The sequence below is a fragment of the Pseudomonas sp. A34-9 genome, from assembly GCF_029543085.1.
GTDB lineage: Bacteria > Pseudomonadota > Gammaproteobacteria > Pseudomonadales > Pseudomonadaceae > Aquipseudomonas.
The window spans coordinates 6,486,791-6,504,334 of the sequence record NZ_CP119967.1 but is presented as its reverse complement, the minus strand read 5'-3'; the positions used below and the strand labels follow the sequence as shown (position 1 = coordinate 6,504,334).

At 60.9% G+C, this 17,544-nt stretch carries 12 protein-coding genes and 1 pseudogene; 11 read left to right on the top strand and 2 right to left on the bottom strand.

Features of this window, described 5'->3' with window-relative positions; all coding sequences use genetic code 11:
- Window positions 1-316 precede the first annotated feature (316 nt).
- From P3G59_RS29265 to P3G59_RS29240, 6 genes and pseudogenes are all read left to right on the top strand, one after another.
- Window positions 317-1,897, top strand: a complete 1,581-nt coding sequence (locus P3G59_RS29265) for a glycosyltransferase (protein WP_277759931.1) — start codon at window positions 317-319, stop codon at window positions 1,895-1,897.
- Window positions 1,891-3,156: pseudogene (locus P3G59_RS29260) on the top strand (glycosyltransferase); the annotation flags it as partial. The gene P3G59_RS29265 and the pseudogene P3G59_RS29260, both read left to right, overlap by 7 nt.
- Entirely contained in the window at window positions 3,148-3,996 is an 849-nt protein-coding gene (locus tag P3G59_RS29255; RefSeq protein ID WP_277762219.1) for a class I SAM-dependent methyltransferase, read from the top strand. The pseudogene P3G59_RS29260 and the gene P3G59_RS29255, both read left to right, overlap by 9 nt.
- Entirely contained in the window at window positions 3,986-5,137 is a 1,152-nt protein-coding gene (locus tag P3G59_RS29250) for an acyltransferase (RefSeq protein ID WP_277759930.1), read from the top strand. The genes P3G59_RS29255 and P3G59_RS29250 overlap by 11 nt, the downstream gene beginning before the upstream one ends.
- Window positions 5,138-5,280: 143 nt before the next feature.
- Window positions 5,281-6,465, top strand: a complete 1,185-nt coding sequence (locus tag P3G59_RS29245) for a DUF3142 domain-containing protein (RefSeq protein ID WP_277759929.1) — start codon at window positions 5,281-5,283, stop codon at window positions 6,463-6,465.
- Window positions 6,452-8,590 carry a hypothetical protein gene (locus P3G59_RS29240; RefSeq protein WP_277759928.1) on the top strand — a complete coding sequence of 713 codons (2,139 nt, stop codon included), beginning with the start codon at window positions 6,452-6,454 and terminating at the stop codon, window positions 8,588-8,590. The genes P3G59_RS29245 and P3G59_RS29240 overlap by 14 nt, the downstream gene beginning before the upstream one ends.
- Here P3G59_RS29240 and P3G59_RS29235 read toward each other — a convergent pair.
- Complete coding sequence (locus P3G59_RS29235) at window positions 8,587-9,216, bottom strand: LysE family translocator (protein WP_277759927.1); 630 nt, start codon at window positions 9,214-9,216, stop codon at window positions 8,587-8,589. The genes P3G59_RS29240 and P3G59_RS29235 overlap by 4 nt on opposite strands.
- A gap of 144 nt (window positions 9,217-9,360) precedes the next feature.
- On the opposite strand from P3G59_RS29235, the gene P3G59_RS29230 reads away from it, so the two are divergent.
- The gene (locus P3G59_RS29230; protein ID WP_277759926.1) at window positions 9,361-9,834 is read left to right on the top strand and encodes an Lrp/AsnC family transcriptional regulator; all 474 of its coding nucleotides are present in this window, start codon (window positions 9,361-9,363) and stop codon (window positions 9,832-9,834) included.
- Between the two features lie 130 nt (window positions 9,835-9,964).
- Here the strand turns inward: P3G59_RS29230 and lpdA are convergent, their stop codons facing one another.
- Window positions 9,965-11,365 (bottom strand): dihydrolipoyl dehydrogenase, encoded by a 1,401-nt coding sequence (lpdA, locus tag P3G59_RS29225; RefSeq protein ID WP_277759925.1) that lies wholly within the window; start codon window positions 11,363-11,365, stop codon window positions 9,965-9,967.
- 209 nt (window positions 11,366-11,574) lie between these two features.
- Between lpdA and P3G59_RS29220 the strand changes: the two genes are divergently transcribed.
- The 4 genes from P3G59_RS29220 to P3G59_RS29205 are packed head-to-tail and all read left to right on the top strand — an operon-like array spanning window position 11,575 to window position 17,520.
- The gene (locus P3G59_RS29220; RefSeq protein ID WP_277759924.1) at window positions 11,575-13,536 is read left to right on the top strand and encodes a protease modulator HflK; all 1,962 of its coding nucleotides are present in this window, start codon (window positions 11,575-11,577) and stop codon (window positions 13,534-13,536) included.
- Window positions 13,533-14,567 (top strand): protease modulator HflC, encoded by a 1,035-nt coding sequence (locus P3G59_RS29215; RefSeq protein ID WP_277759923.1) that lies wholly within the window; start codon window positions 13,533-13,535, stop codon window positions 14,565-14,567. Before P3G59_RS29220 ends, P3G59_RS29215 begins: the two co-directional genes overlap by 4 nt.
- Complete coding sequence (locus tag P3G59_RS29210; RefSeq protein WP_277759922.1) at window positions 14,564-15,613, top strand: protease modulator HflK; 1,050 nt, start codon at window positions 14,564-14,566, stop codon at window positions 15,611-15,613. Before P3G59_RS29215 ends, P3G59_RS29210 begins: the two co-directional genes overlap by 4 nt.
- Window positions 15,610-17,520, top strand: a complete 1,911-nt coding sequence (locus P3G59_RS29205) for a heavy metal translocating P-type ATPase (protein WP_277759921.1) — start codon at window positions 15,610-15,612, stop codon at window positions 17,518-17,520. Before P3G59_RS29210 ends, P3G59_RS29205 begins: the two co-directional genes overlap by 4 nt.
- Window positions 17,521-17,544: the final 24 nt, after the last annotated feature.

Here is a 17,544-nt window from a genome sequence, read left to right as displayed (position 1 = left end):
AGTTGTTGTAGTTGTTTGGTGCCAATCTGTGCCAAATGCTCGGCAATTTCAACAGGCCAAACCGTGACTGGTCAGTTCTCGTCAGCGTAGTCCGGTTTATTCTCGCCGAGCGGTTCACGAACGCTTTGCGGATGTGTTTAGAATGCGCCTTGTCACGATTGGCCGGGTTCGTCGGGATCGTCGTGCACAAAGGTGAAACTGACCACTAAAACAAGAACAAGACGGAACCGAAGACGAAGAACGGCCATCGAGCCGATTCAACGCTTGGCCGTCATAGTGTGAGGCTGCCGGGATGGCAGTTTCATCGTGGAATGCCATGAACTTCATTCTTTACTCGGACATCAACGACAGTTCCATCAGCCAGAATCTGGGGCATCCCGATTCCAGTTATTACTTTGTGCTGAAAGCCTATCACCCGTTGCTCGAAAAACTCGGGCGAGTTCACGTGGTGAGTGCTGTGGCCGAGGTCGATCCGCTCTACCGGCAATTGCTCGCCGCGGGTCAGGAGAGTGTTTTCCTCTCGTTCACCCGACCCCAGAAAACCCCTATCGATCTGGAGTGCCCCACCGTCTGCGTTGTGGCGTGGGAGTACGAGTCGATCCCTGATGAACAGTGGAGCGACGATCCACGGCAGGACTGGACGCGCATGCTGGCCAGACACGGTCGCGTGATCACACTGTCCAGCCATACGGCCCAGGCGATTCGTCGCGCCATGGGCGAAGACTTCCCGGTGTTGGTTTTGCCGGCACCCCTGTGGGAACGCTTTGCAGCGCTTCGCGAGCAGCACGTCAGCGCGCCGGTCAATGCGGGTGCGACGTTGACGGTCAAAGGTTGCATCTTTGATTCCCGCCAGATGAACCTGCACCCGGACAATCTGCTGCCCAAGGCGCTGACACCGGAGGAACTGGCGGAAATCGAAGCACAGCTGGAGGCCTCGCGTCCTCCACCGCTGACCTTGAAGCGGCGCTTTGTCGTTGCCCGGCATTACTTGCGCTTGTGGCTACTGAATCTGGGCCACGAGCAAGAACCGCCGGTGCCGCGCGTCAGGTTCCTGCATAACTGGTACTGGGAAGGGATTCGCGACCTGGTTCCGGAGGCGTTGCATGGCTGGCTTGGCAAATGTCTGCCCAATATCGCCGGCCCGCAACCTGTGCCTGTGACGGTTCAACCGCCGCCGCGGGACATGCCGGACAGTTCATTAGAGGTTCAAACCCGTGTGGACGGTGTGGTCTACGTGACGGTGTTCCGCCCCGACGACGGGCGCAAGAACTGGCTGCAGATCCTGAGCGCTTTTTGCGCGGCGTTCCGTGACACCCCCGACGCCACACTGGTGATGAAATTCACTCAGAGCGATCTGGAGGCGGTCTACGCACACCTGATGACGCCGCTGGCGCAACTGGCACCCTTTTCCTGCCGGGTCGTGATGATTCAGGGCTATCTGGATGATGCTGAATATGCGCGGCTCTACCAGGCGGCGAGTTTTTACGTCAACGCTTCGCATTGTGAAGGCCTGTGCCTGCCGCTGATGGAGTTCATGGCGTGCGGCAAACCGGTGATCGCCCCCGATCACACGGCGATGCAGGATTACATCGACGCGTCTGTGGCGTTCGTGGTCGGCTCCAGCGTCGAGGTGTGCACCTGGCCCCATGACCCGCGAATGCTCTTTCGCGCACATCGTCATCGACCGGATTGGGGATCGTTGAAAAAGGCCTACGAAAACAGTTACCGGATGGCCAAGACGCAGCCTGAGGACTATCAGCGCATGTCGCTGGCGGCCGCCGAACGCATGCGGGATTACTGCGCAACACCGGCTCTGCAAAAGCGTGCTGCGGATTTTTTCGGGCCGCCGTCACCGGTCGGCAACACTGCCCAGGTTACGGATAACGCCTCATGCTGATCATCATCCATTCGGAAACCAACCAGCACACCATCAGCCGTAACCTGGGGCGTTCGGAGTACAGCTATTACTTCGTTCTCAAGGAGTACCGGCCGGTACTGGAGCGCCTCGGGCGGGTGATCGAGGTCATGGACCCGAACACTGAAGTCGATGCGTTGTACGCCGACTGCCAGTCCCGAGGCGAGCCTTGCGTGTTTCTGTCGTTCTCGCCACCGCACCGCACCCCGGTGCATCTGGCGTGCCCGACGGTGCCCGTATTCGCTTGGGAATTCAGCACCATCCCCAACGAGCCGTTTGCCGGCGATCCCTTGAACGACTGGCGCACGGTCCTTGACGCTTGCGGTGCCGCGATCACCCATTCCACTTACACGGTCAATGCAGTGCGCGACGCGATGGGCGCCGATTACCCGATTGTCGCCGTACCCGCCCCCGTTTGGGATCGATTCGCGGCGCGTGGCGTGCAGTTGCAAGGGCAACCTGTGGTCGACTCGGTGCGATTGATGATCAAAGGGCTGGTGGTCGACAGTCGCGAGATCGATCTGGATGCCTTCGGCCCGGTTCACCTGCGCCGTGGCCCGGGCATCGATTTTCTTGCGCCTGTCACCGAGCAGGCGTTGTTGCTTGAAGGTGTGGTGTACACCTCGGTGTTCAACCCTCGCGACGGTCGCAAGAACTGGGAAGACATGATCAGTGCCTTCTGCGCGACGTTCCGTGAGACCGATGACGCGACACTGGTGCTCAAACTGACCCACCACGATGCCGAAGAAGCGCTCACCGATATCCTTCATCACTTGTACAAAAACCAGCCTTATCGCTGCCGCGTGGTGCTGGTCTATGGCTATCTGGCGGACGCGGATTACGAACGTCTGGTGCAGGCGACCCGCTACGTCGTCAACACATCCTACGGCGAAGGCCAGTGCCTGCCGCTGATGGAGTTCATGTCTTGCGGCAAACCGGCCGTGGCGCCGCGCACGACGGCAATGATCGACTATATGAATGTCGATAACGCGTTCCTGATCGAGTCGACCGAGGAGTTCACGACGTGGCCGCACGATCCGCGCTCGGCTTACCGGACATTGCGCTACGCGACCAATTGGGCCTCGATTTGCGCGGCGTATCGAGCCAGTTACGAGGTGGCCAAAAACGATCCACAGCGTTATGCGCACATGTCGGCGCAAGCGGTGGAAAGTCTGCGGGGTTTTTGTAGCCAGGCCGTGGCGGAGCAGCGGTTGCAGGCATTTTTTACGCAACTGTTCGAGCGCCACGCTGAACCGGAACCCTTGTTCACCTGGTCGCCACGCGATGTCGGTTTGCGGGATGCGGTGCTGGACGGCTGGTTTCTCAATGACAGCGGCGAATTGCTCAGGGGCTTTGCCATAACGCCTGACGACACCTTGCTCGACGTCGGTTGTGGTGAGGGCGCCGCGACGTTGTTTGCGGTACGCCAGGGCGCCTCGGTGATCTTCACCGACAGCGAACACGACAAAGTGAGCGAGCTGGCGCGTCAGGTTGAAGCCAAGAGCTCCAGGCCGAGTCTGGGGCTGGTCAGCAACAGCTTGCCCCTGCCATTGGCGGATGGCTGTGCGAGCCGGGTGGTGTGCATGGAAGTGCTGGAGCACGTCGACGAGCCCGAGCCGTTCATGGCCGAGCTGGCGCGTATGGGACGCCCTGGTGCGTTGTATCTGCTCAGCGTGCCAGCACCGGTTGGCGAGCATTTGCAGAAAGGCATTGCCCCGCCGAGTTATTACCAGTCGCCCAACCACGTGCAGATTTTTACCCCGGAGCGCTTCGAGGCAATGATCGAGGATGCCGGACTGGTCATCGAACATCGACAAGCCACCGGGTTCTTCTGGGTGATGGGGATGATTTTCTTCTGGGCCAGCGAAAAGGCTGCCGGCAAGGATCCGGGCGGTGCGGTGCGCGATCGCATTCATGCGCCGTTCCCGCATCTGATGGGCGGGTGGGCCAGAACCTGGGAAGAGATGCTTGACCGGCCCGACGGGCTTGCGATCAAACAGGTACTCGACCAGTTCATGCCCAAGAGCCAGGTGATCATTGCTCGTAAACCGCTGGATGCGGGGATGCCGGATGAGCAGTAAAAGAATCATGGACATCGAGGTGCTGCGCGCCATCGCAGTGCTTGGGGTGCTGTTTCATCACTTGTCCGGCAATCTGTTTAGCGATCCTGTGCCGCTGCTCGACTCCATTCATGCCTGGGCGCAGCCGTGGTGGGGAGTGGATCTGTTTTTCGCCATTTCCGGATTCGTTATTGCCCGCAGTCTGATTCCAGCGCTGCGCAGTTGCAGCAGCCGGCAGGAATATTGGGAGCAAACGCGTAACTTCTGGTTGCGTCGAGCATTTCGCCTGCTGCCATCGGCCTGGTTGTGGCTGGCGCTGGTGCTGCTGCTGTGCGTGTTTTTCAACCGCTCCGGGGCATTCGGCACGGTACACGCCAACCTGCAGGCCACGCTCGCGGGGGTATTGCAGTACGCCAATTTCCGCTTTGCCGATGCGTTCTTTCGCTACGAGTACGGCAGCAGTTTTGTCTACTGGAGTCTGGCGCTGGAGGAGCAGTTCTACCTGCTCTTTCCGCTGCTGATCCTGCTGTGCCGCAAACATCTGGTGTGGGTGTTGCTGGCGCTGGTTGCGGTGCAACTGTTGATGGTGCGCACGCCGCTGCTGATGGTTGTTCGGACCGACGCGCTGGCCCTTGGCGTGCTGCTGGCAATGTGGAGTGTGCAAGCGAGCTATCGACGCTTGCAGCCGACGTTTCTCAGTCGTCCCTGGGCCGGAACTTCAGTGCTGATCGTCCTCGGCTTGCTGATGAGTTATCTGGCCACCGACCCTTTTTCTGCAAGTCACTATCGCATCGGCGCTATCGCGATACTCAGTGCAGTGCTGGTGTGGATCGCCTCATACAACAGGGATTATCTGCTGCCCGCCGGACGCCTGCAGCGGTTGATGGCGTGGGTGGGCAGTCGTTCCTACGGCATCTACCTGATCCACATTCCGGTGTATTTCCTGGTGCGCGAAGTGATTTTCCGTTTGCAGAGTGCAGGCCTGCCGAGCCCGGCGGGACACCCGATCGTGACCTTGTTGTTTGCCTTCGGCCTGATCGTATTGCTCAGCGAGCTGAATTATCGCTGCATCGAAATGCCCATGCGCAACCGTGGCACCGCATTGGTGAAACGCCTCGCAACGTCCCGAGCGAACGTAGCCTCTTCTGAAGTGACGTCCTGATCGACGTGCGGGAGCGAGCCTGCTCGCGAAGAGGCCATGTCAGTCACAGGGCTTTCGGCTAATACACCGCCTTCGCGAGCAGGCTCGCTCCCCCACGGATTTGTGTAACCTTGCAGCCTTGTGGTGTCAGGGATCTGGAAGGTATGCGGTTTATCGTCGGTCTGTTCGCGTTGATGGTGCTTTCTGCTTGCAAGCAGCAGGACGCACCTCCCCTCGACCAACAACTTTACATCTGGCAACGCCAATGGACGCCAGCCCACGAAGCGGCGCTGCGTGACAGTCGCCAGGATTTCTCGACGCTACGCGTCCTCGCGCTGCAAGCCTTTCCGAACGCGGGATGGAGTCGGGCGCGGATCGATGCGCCGTTATTGAAAGCCGACGGCCGTCCGTTGATCGCGGTGATTCGTCTCGACGGACAGCTCAAGTCGCTGGATCAGGATCAGGTCACCGCGCAGATTCTGCAGGTGCTTGCCGACTGGCAGGCGCAAGGTCTGACGCTGAGCGGTGTCGAGATCGATCACGACGCGGGTAATGCGCGTCTGCCGGCTTACGCCGAATTCCTCAAACATTTGCGCTCGGCCTTGCCCTCGTCCTTGCCAATGAGCATTACGGCATTGCCGGCCTGGCTCGGCAGTGCGCAATTGCCAACACTCCTGCAAACCGCCGACAGCAGCGTGCTGCAAGTGCACGCCGTCAGCGATCCGCGACGGGGTCTGTTCGACCCTGATCAGGCCTTGAAGTGGGCCAAGGGTTGGGCGCGCATCACTGACAAACCGTTCTATCTGGCGCTACCGGCCTATGGCGTGGCGCTGTTGCCGGATGATGGCGGGGCGCCGGTGGTGGAAAGCGAAGTGCAACTTGAGCGGGGTGGTGAGCGCCAGGAATTGCGCGCAGATCCGCAGCAATTGAGCCAACTCGGCAAGGCTTTGCGCGAAGACCCGCCGCCGCACCTGGCCGGATTGATCTGGTTTCGCCTGCCGCTGGCCAATGATCGCCGTGCCTGGAGCCTGACCACCCTGCGCGCGGTTGCCCGTGGCGAACAACTTAAAAGTCGGCTCGGCGTGACGTTCAGCGAACACAACGGTCTCTACGACATCAAACTCGACAATCCCGGCAACCTCGACAGTGCCTGGCCTGCGCGGATCACTCTCAAGGCGAAAAGCTGTGAAGGTGCCGATGCGCTCGCCGGTTACTCGTTGCAACAAAGCCCGGATCTGCTTACCTTCACCCGCCTGCGCGACGGCCGCTTGCCAGCGGGCGGGCAGCGCGCCATCGGTTGGGCGCGTTGCGCAATTATTGATCAAGGAGGTTCGCATGTTGACCCGTAACTGGCCCCGCCATCTGCTCTGCCTGAGCCTCTGTTTGCCACTGGGTTCGGTGCTGGCCTGCGGACCGGATTTCCCGCTGCGCCTGCTCGACAATCGCGGGCAGACCCTGGCGGATCTGCCTGAGGGCAACTTCAACTTCGAACTCAGTCGCCTCGGCAAAGCCATCGCCGGGCTGAAGAATGTCACTGCGGCGACGCACAATCCGAACGATATGTACGCTGAGGAAAACGCGGCCGCCGAAGCTCGGGAGAAAGCTGAGCAGGCCGGACTGAGTCCCGCGCAGCAAGCGTTGGTCAAACAACTGCGCGGCCTGACCGATGCGCGTCAGGTCGAGGTGCAAGGCGCCAGTCTGCCGGCGGAAATCCGTTTGTACGTGGCCGGTGCGGTGGCGTTTGCCACCGGCGATCATCAACTGGCGGTCGAGTATTTCGACAAGCTGCTGGCGCTGCCGGCGGATCAGCGTCCGTTGCGCAGTACCTGGGCCGCGTACTCGCTGGGCCGCACCTGGTTTGCCGTGAGCCGCGAAGGCGGGGATGCGATCGAAGCGCTGGAACAATCACTTGCTGCGTTCCGTCAGGCCCGGCAGATGAGCATCGACGGTTTCAGCGATCCGCTGGAGTTGGGCGTTGCCAGCCTCGGTGAAGAGGCGCGGGCATTGCGCACGGCAGGCGACTGGAGCGGCGCCATCGAATTGTATGAAGCGCAAAACCTGCACGGCTCGGCCGTGGGTTACACCTCGCTCAAGCAATTGATGAATGAACTGGCGGAGTTGCCCGAGGCCGAACTCGCCGAGTTGCTGCAGCACAAAGCCGTGCAGCAACTGGTCACGGCATCGCTGGTGAGCCGTCAAGGCTGGTCGTTTGGCGATGAGCCGCCGAACGAGAAAAAACTGGTGAAACTCCTGCAAAACAGCACCCGCGGTAGCCTCGAAAACGCGGATCGTCTGGCGGCGATGAGTTATCAGCAAGGTGATTACGCCGGCGCCAAAGCCTTCCTTGAAAATGCCGGTGATGGCGGACTGGCGTGGTGGCTGCGGGCCAAACTGGCGGTGCGTAACGGCGACAGGAACGCCGCAGCCGCAGCCTATTCGAAAGCCGCGCAAGCCTTCCCGCAGAGCGAAGACTGGGGTTATCGCCGTACGCCGGACTGGGCGTTTGAAACGGTTCAGCCGAAATGCCGGGTCGAGGGCGAAAGCGCGATTCTCGCGTTGCAACGTGGCGAGTACCTGCAGGCTTTCGTGCAGTTGTATCGCAGCAACAGTGTCTATTGGTTCGATGCCGCGACCGTGGCCGAGCGCGTACTGACAGTCGATGAGCTGAAAAAATACGTCGACGATAACGTCCCGGCTCCGCCCGCGCTGACTCAACAGGAACGTGATAACTACGTGCCGCTGCCGGTCGCCGCCAGCCTGCGCAATCTGCTCGGCCGGCGTTTGCTGCGCGAAGGGCATTACGCCGACGCGGTCGCTTATTTCGACAATCCCGACTTGCAAAACAAGGCTCGCCTCTACGGCGAGCAACGGCTCAAGGCCGATGCCGCATGGTGGCCGACCAAGCGCGCCAGTGCGCTGTACAACGCCGCGTGGACGGCCCGCGAGTGGGGCATGGATATTCTCGGTTACGAGATGGCGCCGGACTACGCCACGTTCGCAGGCAACTACAGCCTGGAAAGCGCTGAGCTGAAGGTCGGTCCGCTGGTGAGCGAGGCAGAAGTGCAACGTCAGGTCGCCAGTGAAGCGAAACCGGATCAACGCTATCACTACCGTTTTGTCGCGACCGAGCTTGCCGGACGCGCCGCTGACAACCTGCCGCACACCAGTCAGGCGTTTGCCGCTGTGCTGTGCAACGCTGCCGGCTGGAACAGCAGCCTGGAAGACCAGAGTGCGCTGTATCAGCGTTACATCAAGGAAGGCCCGTTCGTACCGTGGGCGGTGGACTTCGGCAATCAGTGCCCGTACCCGGATTTCGAAAACGCTGACAAGCGTTACGTCACTCAGGTCACGGATGCCGTGCGTTCATCGCTGCGGCCGTACAAATGGCCGGTGCAGATCGGCGCGATCGTGCTGTTCAGCGCTGCGGCATTGCTGCTGATCACCCGTCGCCAGCGTAAGGTCCGCAAAGGCTAAGCCTGCTGGACAAAGGTCAGACGTAGGGCGAAACCGATCAGCAGGCTGCCGAACAGCCATTGTTGTACGCGTTGGGCCGTTGGACTGTGTTGCAGCCAACGACCCAATGCGGCGCCGGTGAGGGCGTAGGCGCTGTCGAACAGTAGGCCGACGCCGACCAGCAACATGCCGAGCACGGCGAACTGGCTCAGCACCGGTGCGCCGTCATTGACGATGAACTGCGGCAGCAGCACCGAGCAGAACAGCAACGCCTTGGGATTGAGCAGATTGGTCAGCAGACCGCGACGGATCGCCTCGCGCCATTGCCCGTGGGGTTCACCCGCCTCACCCGCATTGAGGTTCGGCAGCAGGGTGCTGCGCAGGCATTGCATGCCGATCCACAACAGATACGCCGCCCCCGCCAACCGCACGACCTCGAATGTCCACGGTGCAGCCTTGAACAGCGCTGCCAGCCCCAGCGCCGCCAGCGCTACGTGGCAACCGCGAGCAACGCCCAGGCCGATAGCGGTGGACAGTGCGGCGCCGCGTCCCTGTCGCGCACCGGTTTGCAGAAGCAGGATCATGTCCGGGCCGGGCAACAGATAGACCACCGCCAATGCCATAAAAAACAGCCAGAGACTCGCCATGTTGCCGCCCTTTCGTTGTCGATTTGGTGCGCCCAGTCTAGGGCCAAGGGGCGGGGCAGGTGCTTGCGTAGTCAGCTTCAAAAAGCTTCTTGATTGGCATAATCTGCTGGTTTTCCATCGCACGACTATCGGGATCTGCCAAACATGAAACTCGACGCCTTCGATCGCAAGATTCTCGCGGCCCTGCAACGTAACGGGCGCCTGAGCAATGTCGAACTGGCGGATGAAATCGGCCTGTCGGCCTCGCCGTGCCTGCGCCGGGTGCGGATGCTGGAGGAGGCCGGGGTGATTCGCGGTTATCAGGCCAATCTCGATCGCGATGAAGTCGGGCTGGGACTGACGGTGTTTGTCGGGGTCAAGGTCGAGCGGCACAACGATGAACAGGCCGAGGCGTTTTACACCGCAGTGACGGCATTGCAGGAGGTGATTTCGGCGTTTCTGGTGTCGGGAGAGTCAGACTTTTTGCTGCAAGTGGTGGTGCCGGATTTGCGTGCGTACGATCGCTTCCTCAGCAGTTGTCTGCTGAAGCTGCCAGGCGTGAGTGACATTCGCAGCAACTTTGCCATTCACACGGTGAAGACGCCGGGGGCGTTACCGCTGGGGCATCTTCCTGCCTGAGACCGAGTTGTCCCCAATCGCGAGCAGGCTCGCGCCCACATTGATCGCGGGCTCCTGAAACAAACGCGATCAACTGTAGGAGTGAGCCTGCTCGCGATAGCGGACGCCCAGTCACCAGATACTTTCCTGCTTACATCTGCGTCGCCATCCCCTCGACATTCATCGCCGCCTGGCGCAACGCTTCGGACCGGGTCGGATGAGGGTGACACGTCAACGCAATGTCTTCCGCCGACGCACTGAACTCCAACGCCACACAAAACTCGCCAATCATTTCACTCACACTCGGGCCGACCAGGTGCACGCCGAGGACCTCATCGGTGCGCTCATCAGCGAGGACTTTGGCGAAACCCTCGGTCTCATGGTTGATCTTCGCCCGGCTGTTGGCGGTGAAGGGAAACTTGCCGACCTTATAGGCACGGCCCTCGGCCTTGAGTTGTTCTTCCGTCTTGCCGACGCTGGCCAGTTCCGGTCTGGTGTAGATCACGTTGGGGATCAGGTCGTAATTGACCTCGCCCGCTTTGCCATGGATCTGCTCGACGCACGCCATCGCTTCATCTTCAGCCTTGTGCGCGAGCATCGGTCCGGAGGTCACGTCGCCGATCACCCAGACCCCGGCGGCTTCGGTACGGTGCTGTTGGTTGGCGAGCATGCCGCGCTTGTCAGTGCTCAGGCCGACGTTTTCCAGACCGAGGCCTTGGGTGTACGGGCGACGACCGATAGCGACCAGCACGTAATCGGCTTCAAGCAATTCGGCCGTACCGCCAGCGGCCGGCTCGACGCTGAGTTGCACAGCGTTGGCGGAAGAGGTGGCGCTGGTGACTTTCGAACTCAACTTGAACGTAATGCCCTGTTTGCTCAGTGAGCGTTGCAGGGTTTTGCCGGCCTCGCCATCGACGCCGGGGCAGATGCGGTCGAGGTATTCGACCACGGTGACCTGCGCGCCCAGGCGTCGCCAGACTGAACCCAGTTCCAGGCCGATCACCCCGGCACCAATCACCACCAAATGTTTGGGCACTTCACTCAGAGACAGCGCGCCTGTTGAGTCGAGGATGCGTTTGTTATCGATCTCGACGCCGGGTAGGGGAGTGGGCTCGGAGCCGGTCGCGATGATGATGTCCTTGGCGGTCAGCTCGACTTTACTGCCTTGAGCGTCGGTCACCGTGACTTTGCCCGGGCCGTCGATGTGGCCCCAGCCCTTGATCCAGTCGACCTTGTTCTTGCGAAACAGAAACTCGATGCCTTTGGTCAGGCCGGCCACGCTCTCGTCTTTCTGCTTCATCATTTGCGCGAGGTTCAGGGTCGGTTTGACCTCGATGCCGAGGTTGGCGAATTCGGCACCCATCGCCGCGTCGTACAGTTCCGAGGCATGCAACAGGGCTTTTGACGGCATGCAACCGACGTTCAGGCAGGTGCCGCCCAGCGTCGCACGACCTTCCACGCAGGCGGCCTTGAGACCCAACTGACCGGCGCGGATCGCCGCGTTATAACCGCCGGGGCCGCCGCCCAAAATCACCACGTCATAGTTGCTCATGCGCTTGCTCCTGATGGATGGATGCGGATCGCTAAAAGTAGTTCTGAATAAAAATTACGAACGTAATATCTGCGTTTCGGGGCTTTTCGGTCAAGGCTTCAGGCAAGCGACAGGTTGGGCGTCTTTGAATACGCGTAATTGTGTACGAATATTTCACGTTTTTCGTTATATCGTAACGATATGAACCGCGAGCCAATGATTGGGGTGATATGCAAGTTGATCTGGAGGTGGATGGCACGCCGGTGACCGGACTGCCGCGTTTTCAGCAGGCGGCCACACAGGGCAGACATCTGCGGCGCTGGGCTTTGGGCCTTGGCGGCTTGGCTGGGGCAGGCTGGGTGTCGGCGTTTTTCGTCGGGTTGTTTGCGCCTCAATCACTGTGGCTGCCGCTGCTGGTTAATCAGAGCGCGGCGCTGCTGGTGTTGGTCGCCGGGTTGCAATCAGCGTGGTGGGTGACGCAATGGCGCGCGCGGGTGATCAATCCTGTGGTGCTGACGCCGATAGCCGAAGATGAACTCGCTGCACCGCAAGGGTGGTACGAGCGCCTTCTGGATCGCCTCAGCCAGCGTGGTTTGCATGTGCTGGGCCAGATCGGTGCCGCAACGCTGTGGTTGGGTGGCTGGGCGTTACTGGTGGCGCTGAGCATCGAACAGGTATGGAACCTAGCACTGCCCGCCGCAGCCGTTGGATTGTCCGCCACGGTGGGCGCGGCGTTGGCATTGTTGCTGGCGTTCGGCTTGTTGGTGTTTGAGCGACAACTCGCTCAGGAAATACCCGCGCAATGGCCCGAAGCCGGGTCACTGGCGCAACTGGTGCGCGTGGCGATTATCAGTCTGGTGCTCGGTGCGCTGTGTTTGTTGTTTGCTGGCGAGAATGCTATTTGGCCGGTTCGCTTTTGCGTATTGATCGGTATCTTGCCGGGATTGGTCGCGATCGAATTGCTCTTGCGCGCTGTTCTCTCCGTCTTCAGTCCCCACCGCGAACAGCTTGAGCCGACGCTCCTGGCGCGCAGTTTCGTCGCCGACATGCTGCGTTGGCCACCACAACCATTACTCGCATTGCAGCATGAATTGCACAACCGCTTTGGCATCGATCTGCGCCAGATCTGGGCGTTCAGTTTCATGCGCCGAGCATTTCTGCCGGTGCTGGCGCTCGTCGCAGCGGTGGGATGGTTGCTCACCGGCATTAATGAAATCCCGCTACAGGGCCGTGGCATCTATGAGCGCTTCGGCAAACCGGTGCAGGTGTTCGGCCCAGGGTTGCACACCGGTTTGCCGTGGCCGCTGGGGCGTGTGCTGATCGTCGAGAACGGCGTGGTGCACGAATTGGCCACCAGCGTCGGCGAGAACCCGGCGCCGCTGCAAGCCGATCCTGCCGAAGGCCCAGCGCCGATGACAGCAAACCGCTTGTGGGACGCCAGCCACGTCAACGACAAGTCGCAAGTCATCGCCAGCAGCCGTGGCGCTCAACAGAGCTTTCAGATCGTCAACATGGACGTGCGCTTCGTTTATCGCATCGGCCTGACTGATCAGGCGGCGCTGGCCGCGACTTACAACAGTTCCGATGTGCCGACGCTGATTCGCAGCACGGCCAGCCGGATTCTGGTGCACGATTTTGCCTCACGCACGCTCGACGGTTTGCTCGGTGAAGATCGGGTCGGGCTGGGCGAAGAGATCGGTCGCGCGGTGCAAAGTGATCTGCAGCGACTCAACAGTGGCGTGGAAATTCTCGCCACGGTAGTTGAAGCCATTCACCCGCCGGCCGGCGCCGCCAATGCCTACCACAGCGTGCAAGCGGCACAGATCGGCGCGCAGGCGTTGATCTACCGCGAGCGTGGCGCTGCGGCCGAAGCGAGCAATCAGGCGCAATTGCAGGCCAGCCTTGCCCGCGATCAGGCCAGCGCCAACGCGCGCGAAACCCGTGCTGCGACGCAGGCGGCGGATCTGAAATTCTCGGCCGAACAAAAAGCCTACGCCAGTGCTGGTCAGGCTTTCGTGCTTGAGCAATATCTCGGTCAGCTCAGCCAAGGCCTGAGTAAAGCCTCATTGCTGGTGCTTGACCATCGCCTGGGCGGCAGCAGCAATGCGCCGACCATCGATCTGCGTACCTTCACGCTGCCGGCTGACCCGTCGCCCGCGCGCAATACCGCTCAACCAGGAGTCGCCCATTGAGCCAGTCGCACACTCACGAACCGCATGATCACCGCGACCATGATCATGGCCACGGTGGACATCACCATCATCACCATCACCACGGTGCGCCGGAAGAGGCGGGGCCTTTCCCGTGGCGACGCATGAGTTGGGCTGTGTTGCTGGTGGCGTTCGCCATCGCAGCAGCGAGCCTGGTGCAAGTACGCTCGGGTGAAGCCACGGTGATTACCCGTTTCGGTAATCCATCGCGGGTACTGCTTGATCCGGGTTTGAGCTGGCGTTGGCCGGCGCCGTTCGAAGCGGCGATCCCGGTGGATCTGCGTCTGCGCACCACCTCCAGCGGCTTGCAGGATGTCGGTACCCGCGACGGTTTGCGCATCATCGTTCAGGCCTATGTGGCGTGGCAGGTGCAGGGTGATGCGGACAATGTGCAGCGTTTCATGCGCGCGGTGCAGAACCAGCCCGATGAAGCGGCGCGGCAGATTCGCACCTTCGTTGGCTCGGCGCTGGAAACCACCGCCAGCAGTTTCGATCTGGCGAATCTGGTGAACACCGATGCCAGTCTGGTGCACATCGCTGAATTCGAAGCGCAGTTGCGTCAGCAGATCGATCAACAATTGCTCGCCACCTATGGCGTGCGTGTTGTGCAAGTCGGCGTCGAGCGTTTGACTTTGCCTTCTGTGACCCTTACCGCCACCGTCGATCGCATGCGCGCCGAGCGTGAAACAATCGCTACCGAACGCACGGCGATCGGCAAACGTGAGGCTGCGCAAATCCGCTCTGCTGCCGAACGCGATGCGCGAATTGTGCAGGCCGACGCCACCGTGAAAGCCGCAGAAATCGAAGCACAATCTCGCGTTGAAGCCGCGCAGATTTACGGCCGTGCGTACGCCAGTTCGCCGCAGCTGTACAACTTGCTGCGTTCGCTAGACACCCTCGGCACCATTGTCACGCCGGACACCAAACTGATCTTGCGCACTGACGCGGCGCCATTCCGCGTGCTGGTCGATGGCCCGCCAGCACTCGACAGAAACACCGGAACGCAGCCATGAGTGAAGAAGTTCCACGTGGAACACATTCGCTAAACAGCCCGTGGATTCAGGCTGGTCGTTTGGCATTTCTTGCCCTTTATGCGGTGACGGTGTTGGCCGCATTGGCTTGGGCGTTTTCCAATGTGCGACAGATCGATCCGCAGAATCGTGCGGTGGTTTTGCACTTTGGTGCACTGGATCGCGTGCAGAACGCCGGGCTGTTGTTGGCATGGCCGCAGCCGTTCGAACAGGTGGTTTTGTTGCCGGCCGCGGATCGGGTGATCGAGCGGCGGGTGGAAAATCTGTTGCGCAGCGATGAAGCACTCAAGGCTGATCGGGTCGCTTCCTTCGCCACACCACTGAGCGATGCCCTGGCGGGGTCTGGTTATTTATTGACCGGTGATGCCGGTGTGGTGCAACTGGATGTGCGGGTATTTTACAAAGTCACTGACCCATACGACTTTGTATTGCAGGCCGATCATGTGCTGCCGGCGCTCGATCGATTGGTCACTCGCAGTGCCGTAGCGCTGACCGCCGCCAGGGATCTGGACACTATTCTGGTCGCACGTCCTGAATTGATCGGCGCTGACAGCCAGGCCGCCGAACGCCGTGAGCGATTGCGCGGTGATCTGGTGCAGGGCATCAACAAGCGCTTGGCCGAGTTGAAGGCGAGCGGGCAGGGCATCGGGATCGAAGTGGCGCGAGTCGATGTGCAATCGAGTCTGCCGGATCCGGCGATCAGCGCATTCAACGCGGTGTTGACTGCCAGTCAGCAAGCCGACAAAGCTGTGGCTAACGCACGTACCGATGCCGAAAAGCTCACCCAGACCGCCAACGAACAAGCCGATCGGGCGCTACAAGTCGCTCACGCGCAGGCCAGTGAACGCTTGGCCAAAGCCACGGCCGACACTGCAACGGTATCGAGTCTGGCCAAAAGTACAGACCCGCAAATGCTCCTGCGCCTTTACCGCGAGCGCATGCCGAAGATCCTCGGCCAAGCTGGATCGGTCACAACGGTCGACCCGAAAGACGATTCCCGCCTGATCATTCAGGGAGCCAGTAAATGACTGCGACGACCGCTGCACCGAGCCTGTTGTCCTCGGCCGAACAACGCCGCGCTGCACGCCAGCTGACGTTGGCGATGCTTGCATTGGGTCTGCTGGGTCTGGGTTTGATCTGGCGTTGGCTGGTGCCTGAGCAAACCGGCGTCAGTCAGTTGCTGCTCGGTTTTGCTTCTTTATTAGTCGCCGTCCCGGTGATGCGTTCGGCGTGGTACAGCCTGCGCTATCCAAGTTTGCACGGCATCACCGATCAACTGATTGCCCTGGCCATGCTCGGCGCGTGGGCGACCGGCGACTTACTGACGGCGGCGCTGCTGCCGATCATCATGATCTTCGGCCATGTGCTGGAAGAGCGCAGCGTGATCGGTTCGCAGGAAGCGATTCACGCGCTCGGCCAACTGACGCGCAGTCACGCGCGCAAGCTTCTGGCCGATGGTTCGATCATTGAAGTGGACAACGGCACGCTGAAATCCGGCGACACCGTTGAGGTGCGCGCGGGTGATCGGGTGCCGGCGGACGGTCGGGTTTTGTCCGGCCAGGCCAGTCTCGATACGGCTTCGATTACCGGTGAGTCTGTGCCAGTCGAGGCGGCTGTCGGCATGACGGTGTTCGGCGGCGCGATCAACCTCGATGGCCTGCTGCGCATTGAAGTGACCCGCACTGGCAATGAGTCGACCCTCGGCAAAGTCATCGCGCTGATGCAGAACGCCGAGCGCTCGAAGCCACCGATCACCCGTTTGCTCGAACGTTACGCCGGCAGCTACATGGTGCTGGTGTTGTTGCTGGCAGCGGTGACCTGGTTCATCACCAACGATGCGCAAGCGATGCTCGCGGTGTTGGTGGCAGCGTGTCCGTGCGCGTTGGTGTTGTCCGCTCCGGCGACGGCGATTGCCGGTGTCGCGGTGGCAGCGCGTCACGGGATTTTGATTCGCAGTTCGGCGTTCCTCGAAGAACTGGCGGACCTGACATCGCTGGTCGTCGATAAAACCGGGACGCTGACTTACGGCACATTGCGCTTGCAGTCGATCAACAGCCCGCAAGCAGAGTCGTCTGTGGTCATGGCGCTTGCCGCCAGCCTCGGCGCGGCGAGCAGTCACCCGGTCAGTCGTGCGCTCGCAGGCTTGGTCAGTCAGGATCAATGTCTGGCGCTGAGTGATATTCACGAGCGTCAGGGCCTTGGTGTTGTCGCCATGACCGGGCAGGGCGAAGCGGCGCTCGGTCGGCCGGAATTGTTCGCGCAACTGGGCATCACCACGACAACGGTCCCCGATCACGATGGCCCCATCGCCGGGCTGGCATTGAACGGGGAATTCCTCGCTTGGCTATTGCTCGCCGACACGGTTAAACCGGAAGCCCGTTTCGCCCTCGACGAATTGCGTGAGTTGGGGCTCGGACGGCAATTGCTGCTGACCGGCGATCGTCAAAGCGTGGCCCGGTCGCTCGCCAGGGAGGTCGGTTTGTATGAGGTCGAAGCCCAGGCCTTGCCCGAGGACAAACTCAATCGCGTGCTCAAGGAAATCGACAATGGTTTCCGGCCAATGGTGGTCGGTGACGGCATTAATGATTCCCTCGCGCTCAAGGCAGGCGTGGTCGGTGTGGCGATGGGCGCGGGTGGTGCCGACATCGCATTGGCCTCGGCTGACATCGTGCTGATCGGCAGCGATTTGCGCCGGCTCGGCACCTGTGTGCGGCTCAGTCGCCAGTGTCGCCGGACATTGCAAGTCAACGTGGTGATCGGACTGGGCTGGACGCTGGCCATCGTCCTGTTCGCTGCATTCGGCTGGCTTGGCGCTGCCGGGGCGATGATCGCCGCGCTGCTACACAACCTGAGCACGCTGCTGGTGCTGGGCAATGCCGGGCGCTTGCTGCGATTTCAGGAGCCGTTGTTAAAGCTCAAGGAGGAAATCGTCTGATCGCTATGATCTCTCGCTGCAATG

What these genes read in the sequence shown, in the direction of transcription:
- P3G59_RS29265 (WP_277759931.1), top strand. Translation starts at nt 317, where the DNA reads ATGAACTTCATTCTTTACTCGGACATCAACGACAGTTCCATCAGCCAG.
- P3G59_RS29250 (WP_277759930.1), top strand. Translation starts at nt 3,986, where the DNA reads ATGAGCAGTAAAAGAATCATGGACATCGAGGTGCTGCGCGCCATCGCA.
- P3G59_RS29245 (WP_277759929.1), top strand. Translation starts at nt 5,281, where the DNA reads ATGCGGTTTATCGTCGGTCTGTTCGCGTTGATGGTGCTTTCTGCTTGC.
- P3G59_RS29240 (WP_277759928.1), top strand. Translation starts at nt 6,452, where the DNA reads ATGTTGACCCGTAACTGGCCCCGCCATCTGCTCTGCCTGAGCCTCTGT.
- P3G59_RS29235 (WP_277759927.1), bottom strand. Translation starts at nt 9,216, where the DNA reads ATGGCGAGTCTCTGGCTGTTTTTTATGGCATTGGCGGTGGTCTATCTG.
- P3G59_RS29230 (WP_277759926.1), top strand. Translation starts at nt 9,361, where the DNA reads ATGAAACTCGACGCCTTCGATCGCAAGATTCTCGCGGCCCTGCAACGT.
- lpdA (WP_277759925.1), bottom strand. Translation starts at nt 11,365, where the DNA reads ATGAGCAACTATGACGTGGTGATTTTGGGCGGCGGCCCCGGCGGTTAT.
- P3G59_RS29220 (WP_277759924.1), top strand. Translation starts at nt 11,575, where the DNA reads ATGCAAGTTGATCTGGAGGTGGATGGCACGCCGGTGACCGGACTGCCG.
- P3G59_RS29210 (WP_277759922.1), top strand. Translation starts at nt 14,564, where the DNA reads ATGAGTGAAGAAGTTCCACGTGGAACACATTCGCTAAACAGCCCGTGG.
- P3G59_RS29205 (WP_277759921.1), top strand. Translation starts at nt 15,610, where the DNA reads ATGACTGCGACGACCGCTGCACCGAGCCTGTTGTCCTCGGCCGAACAA.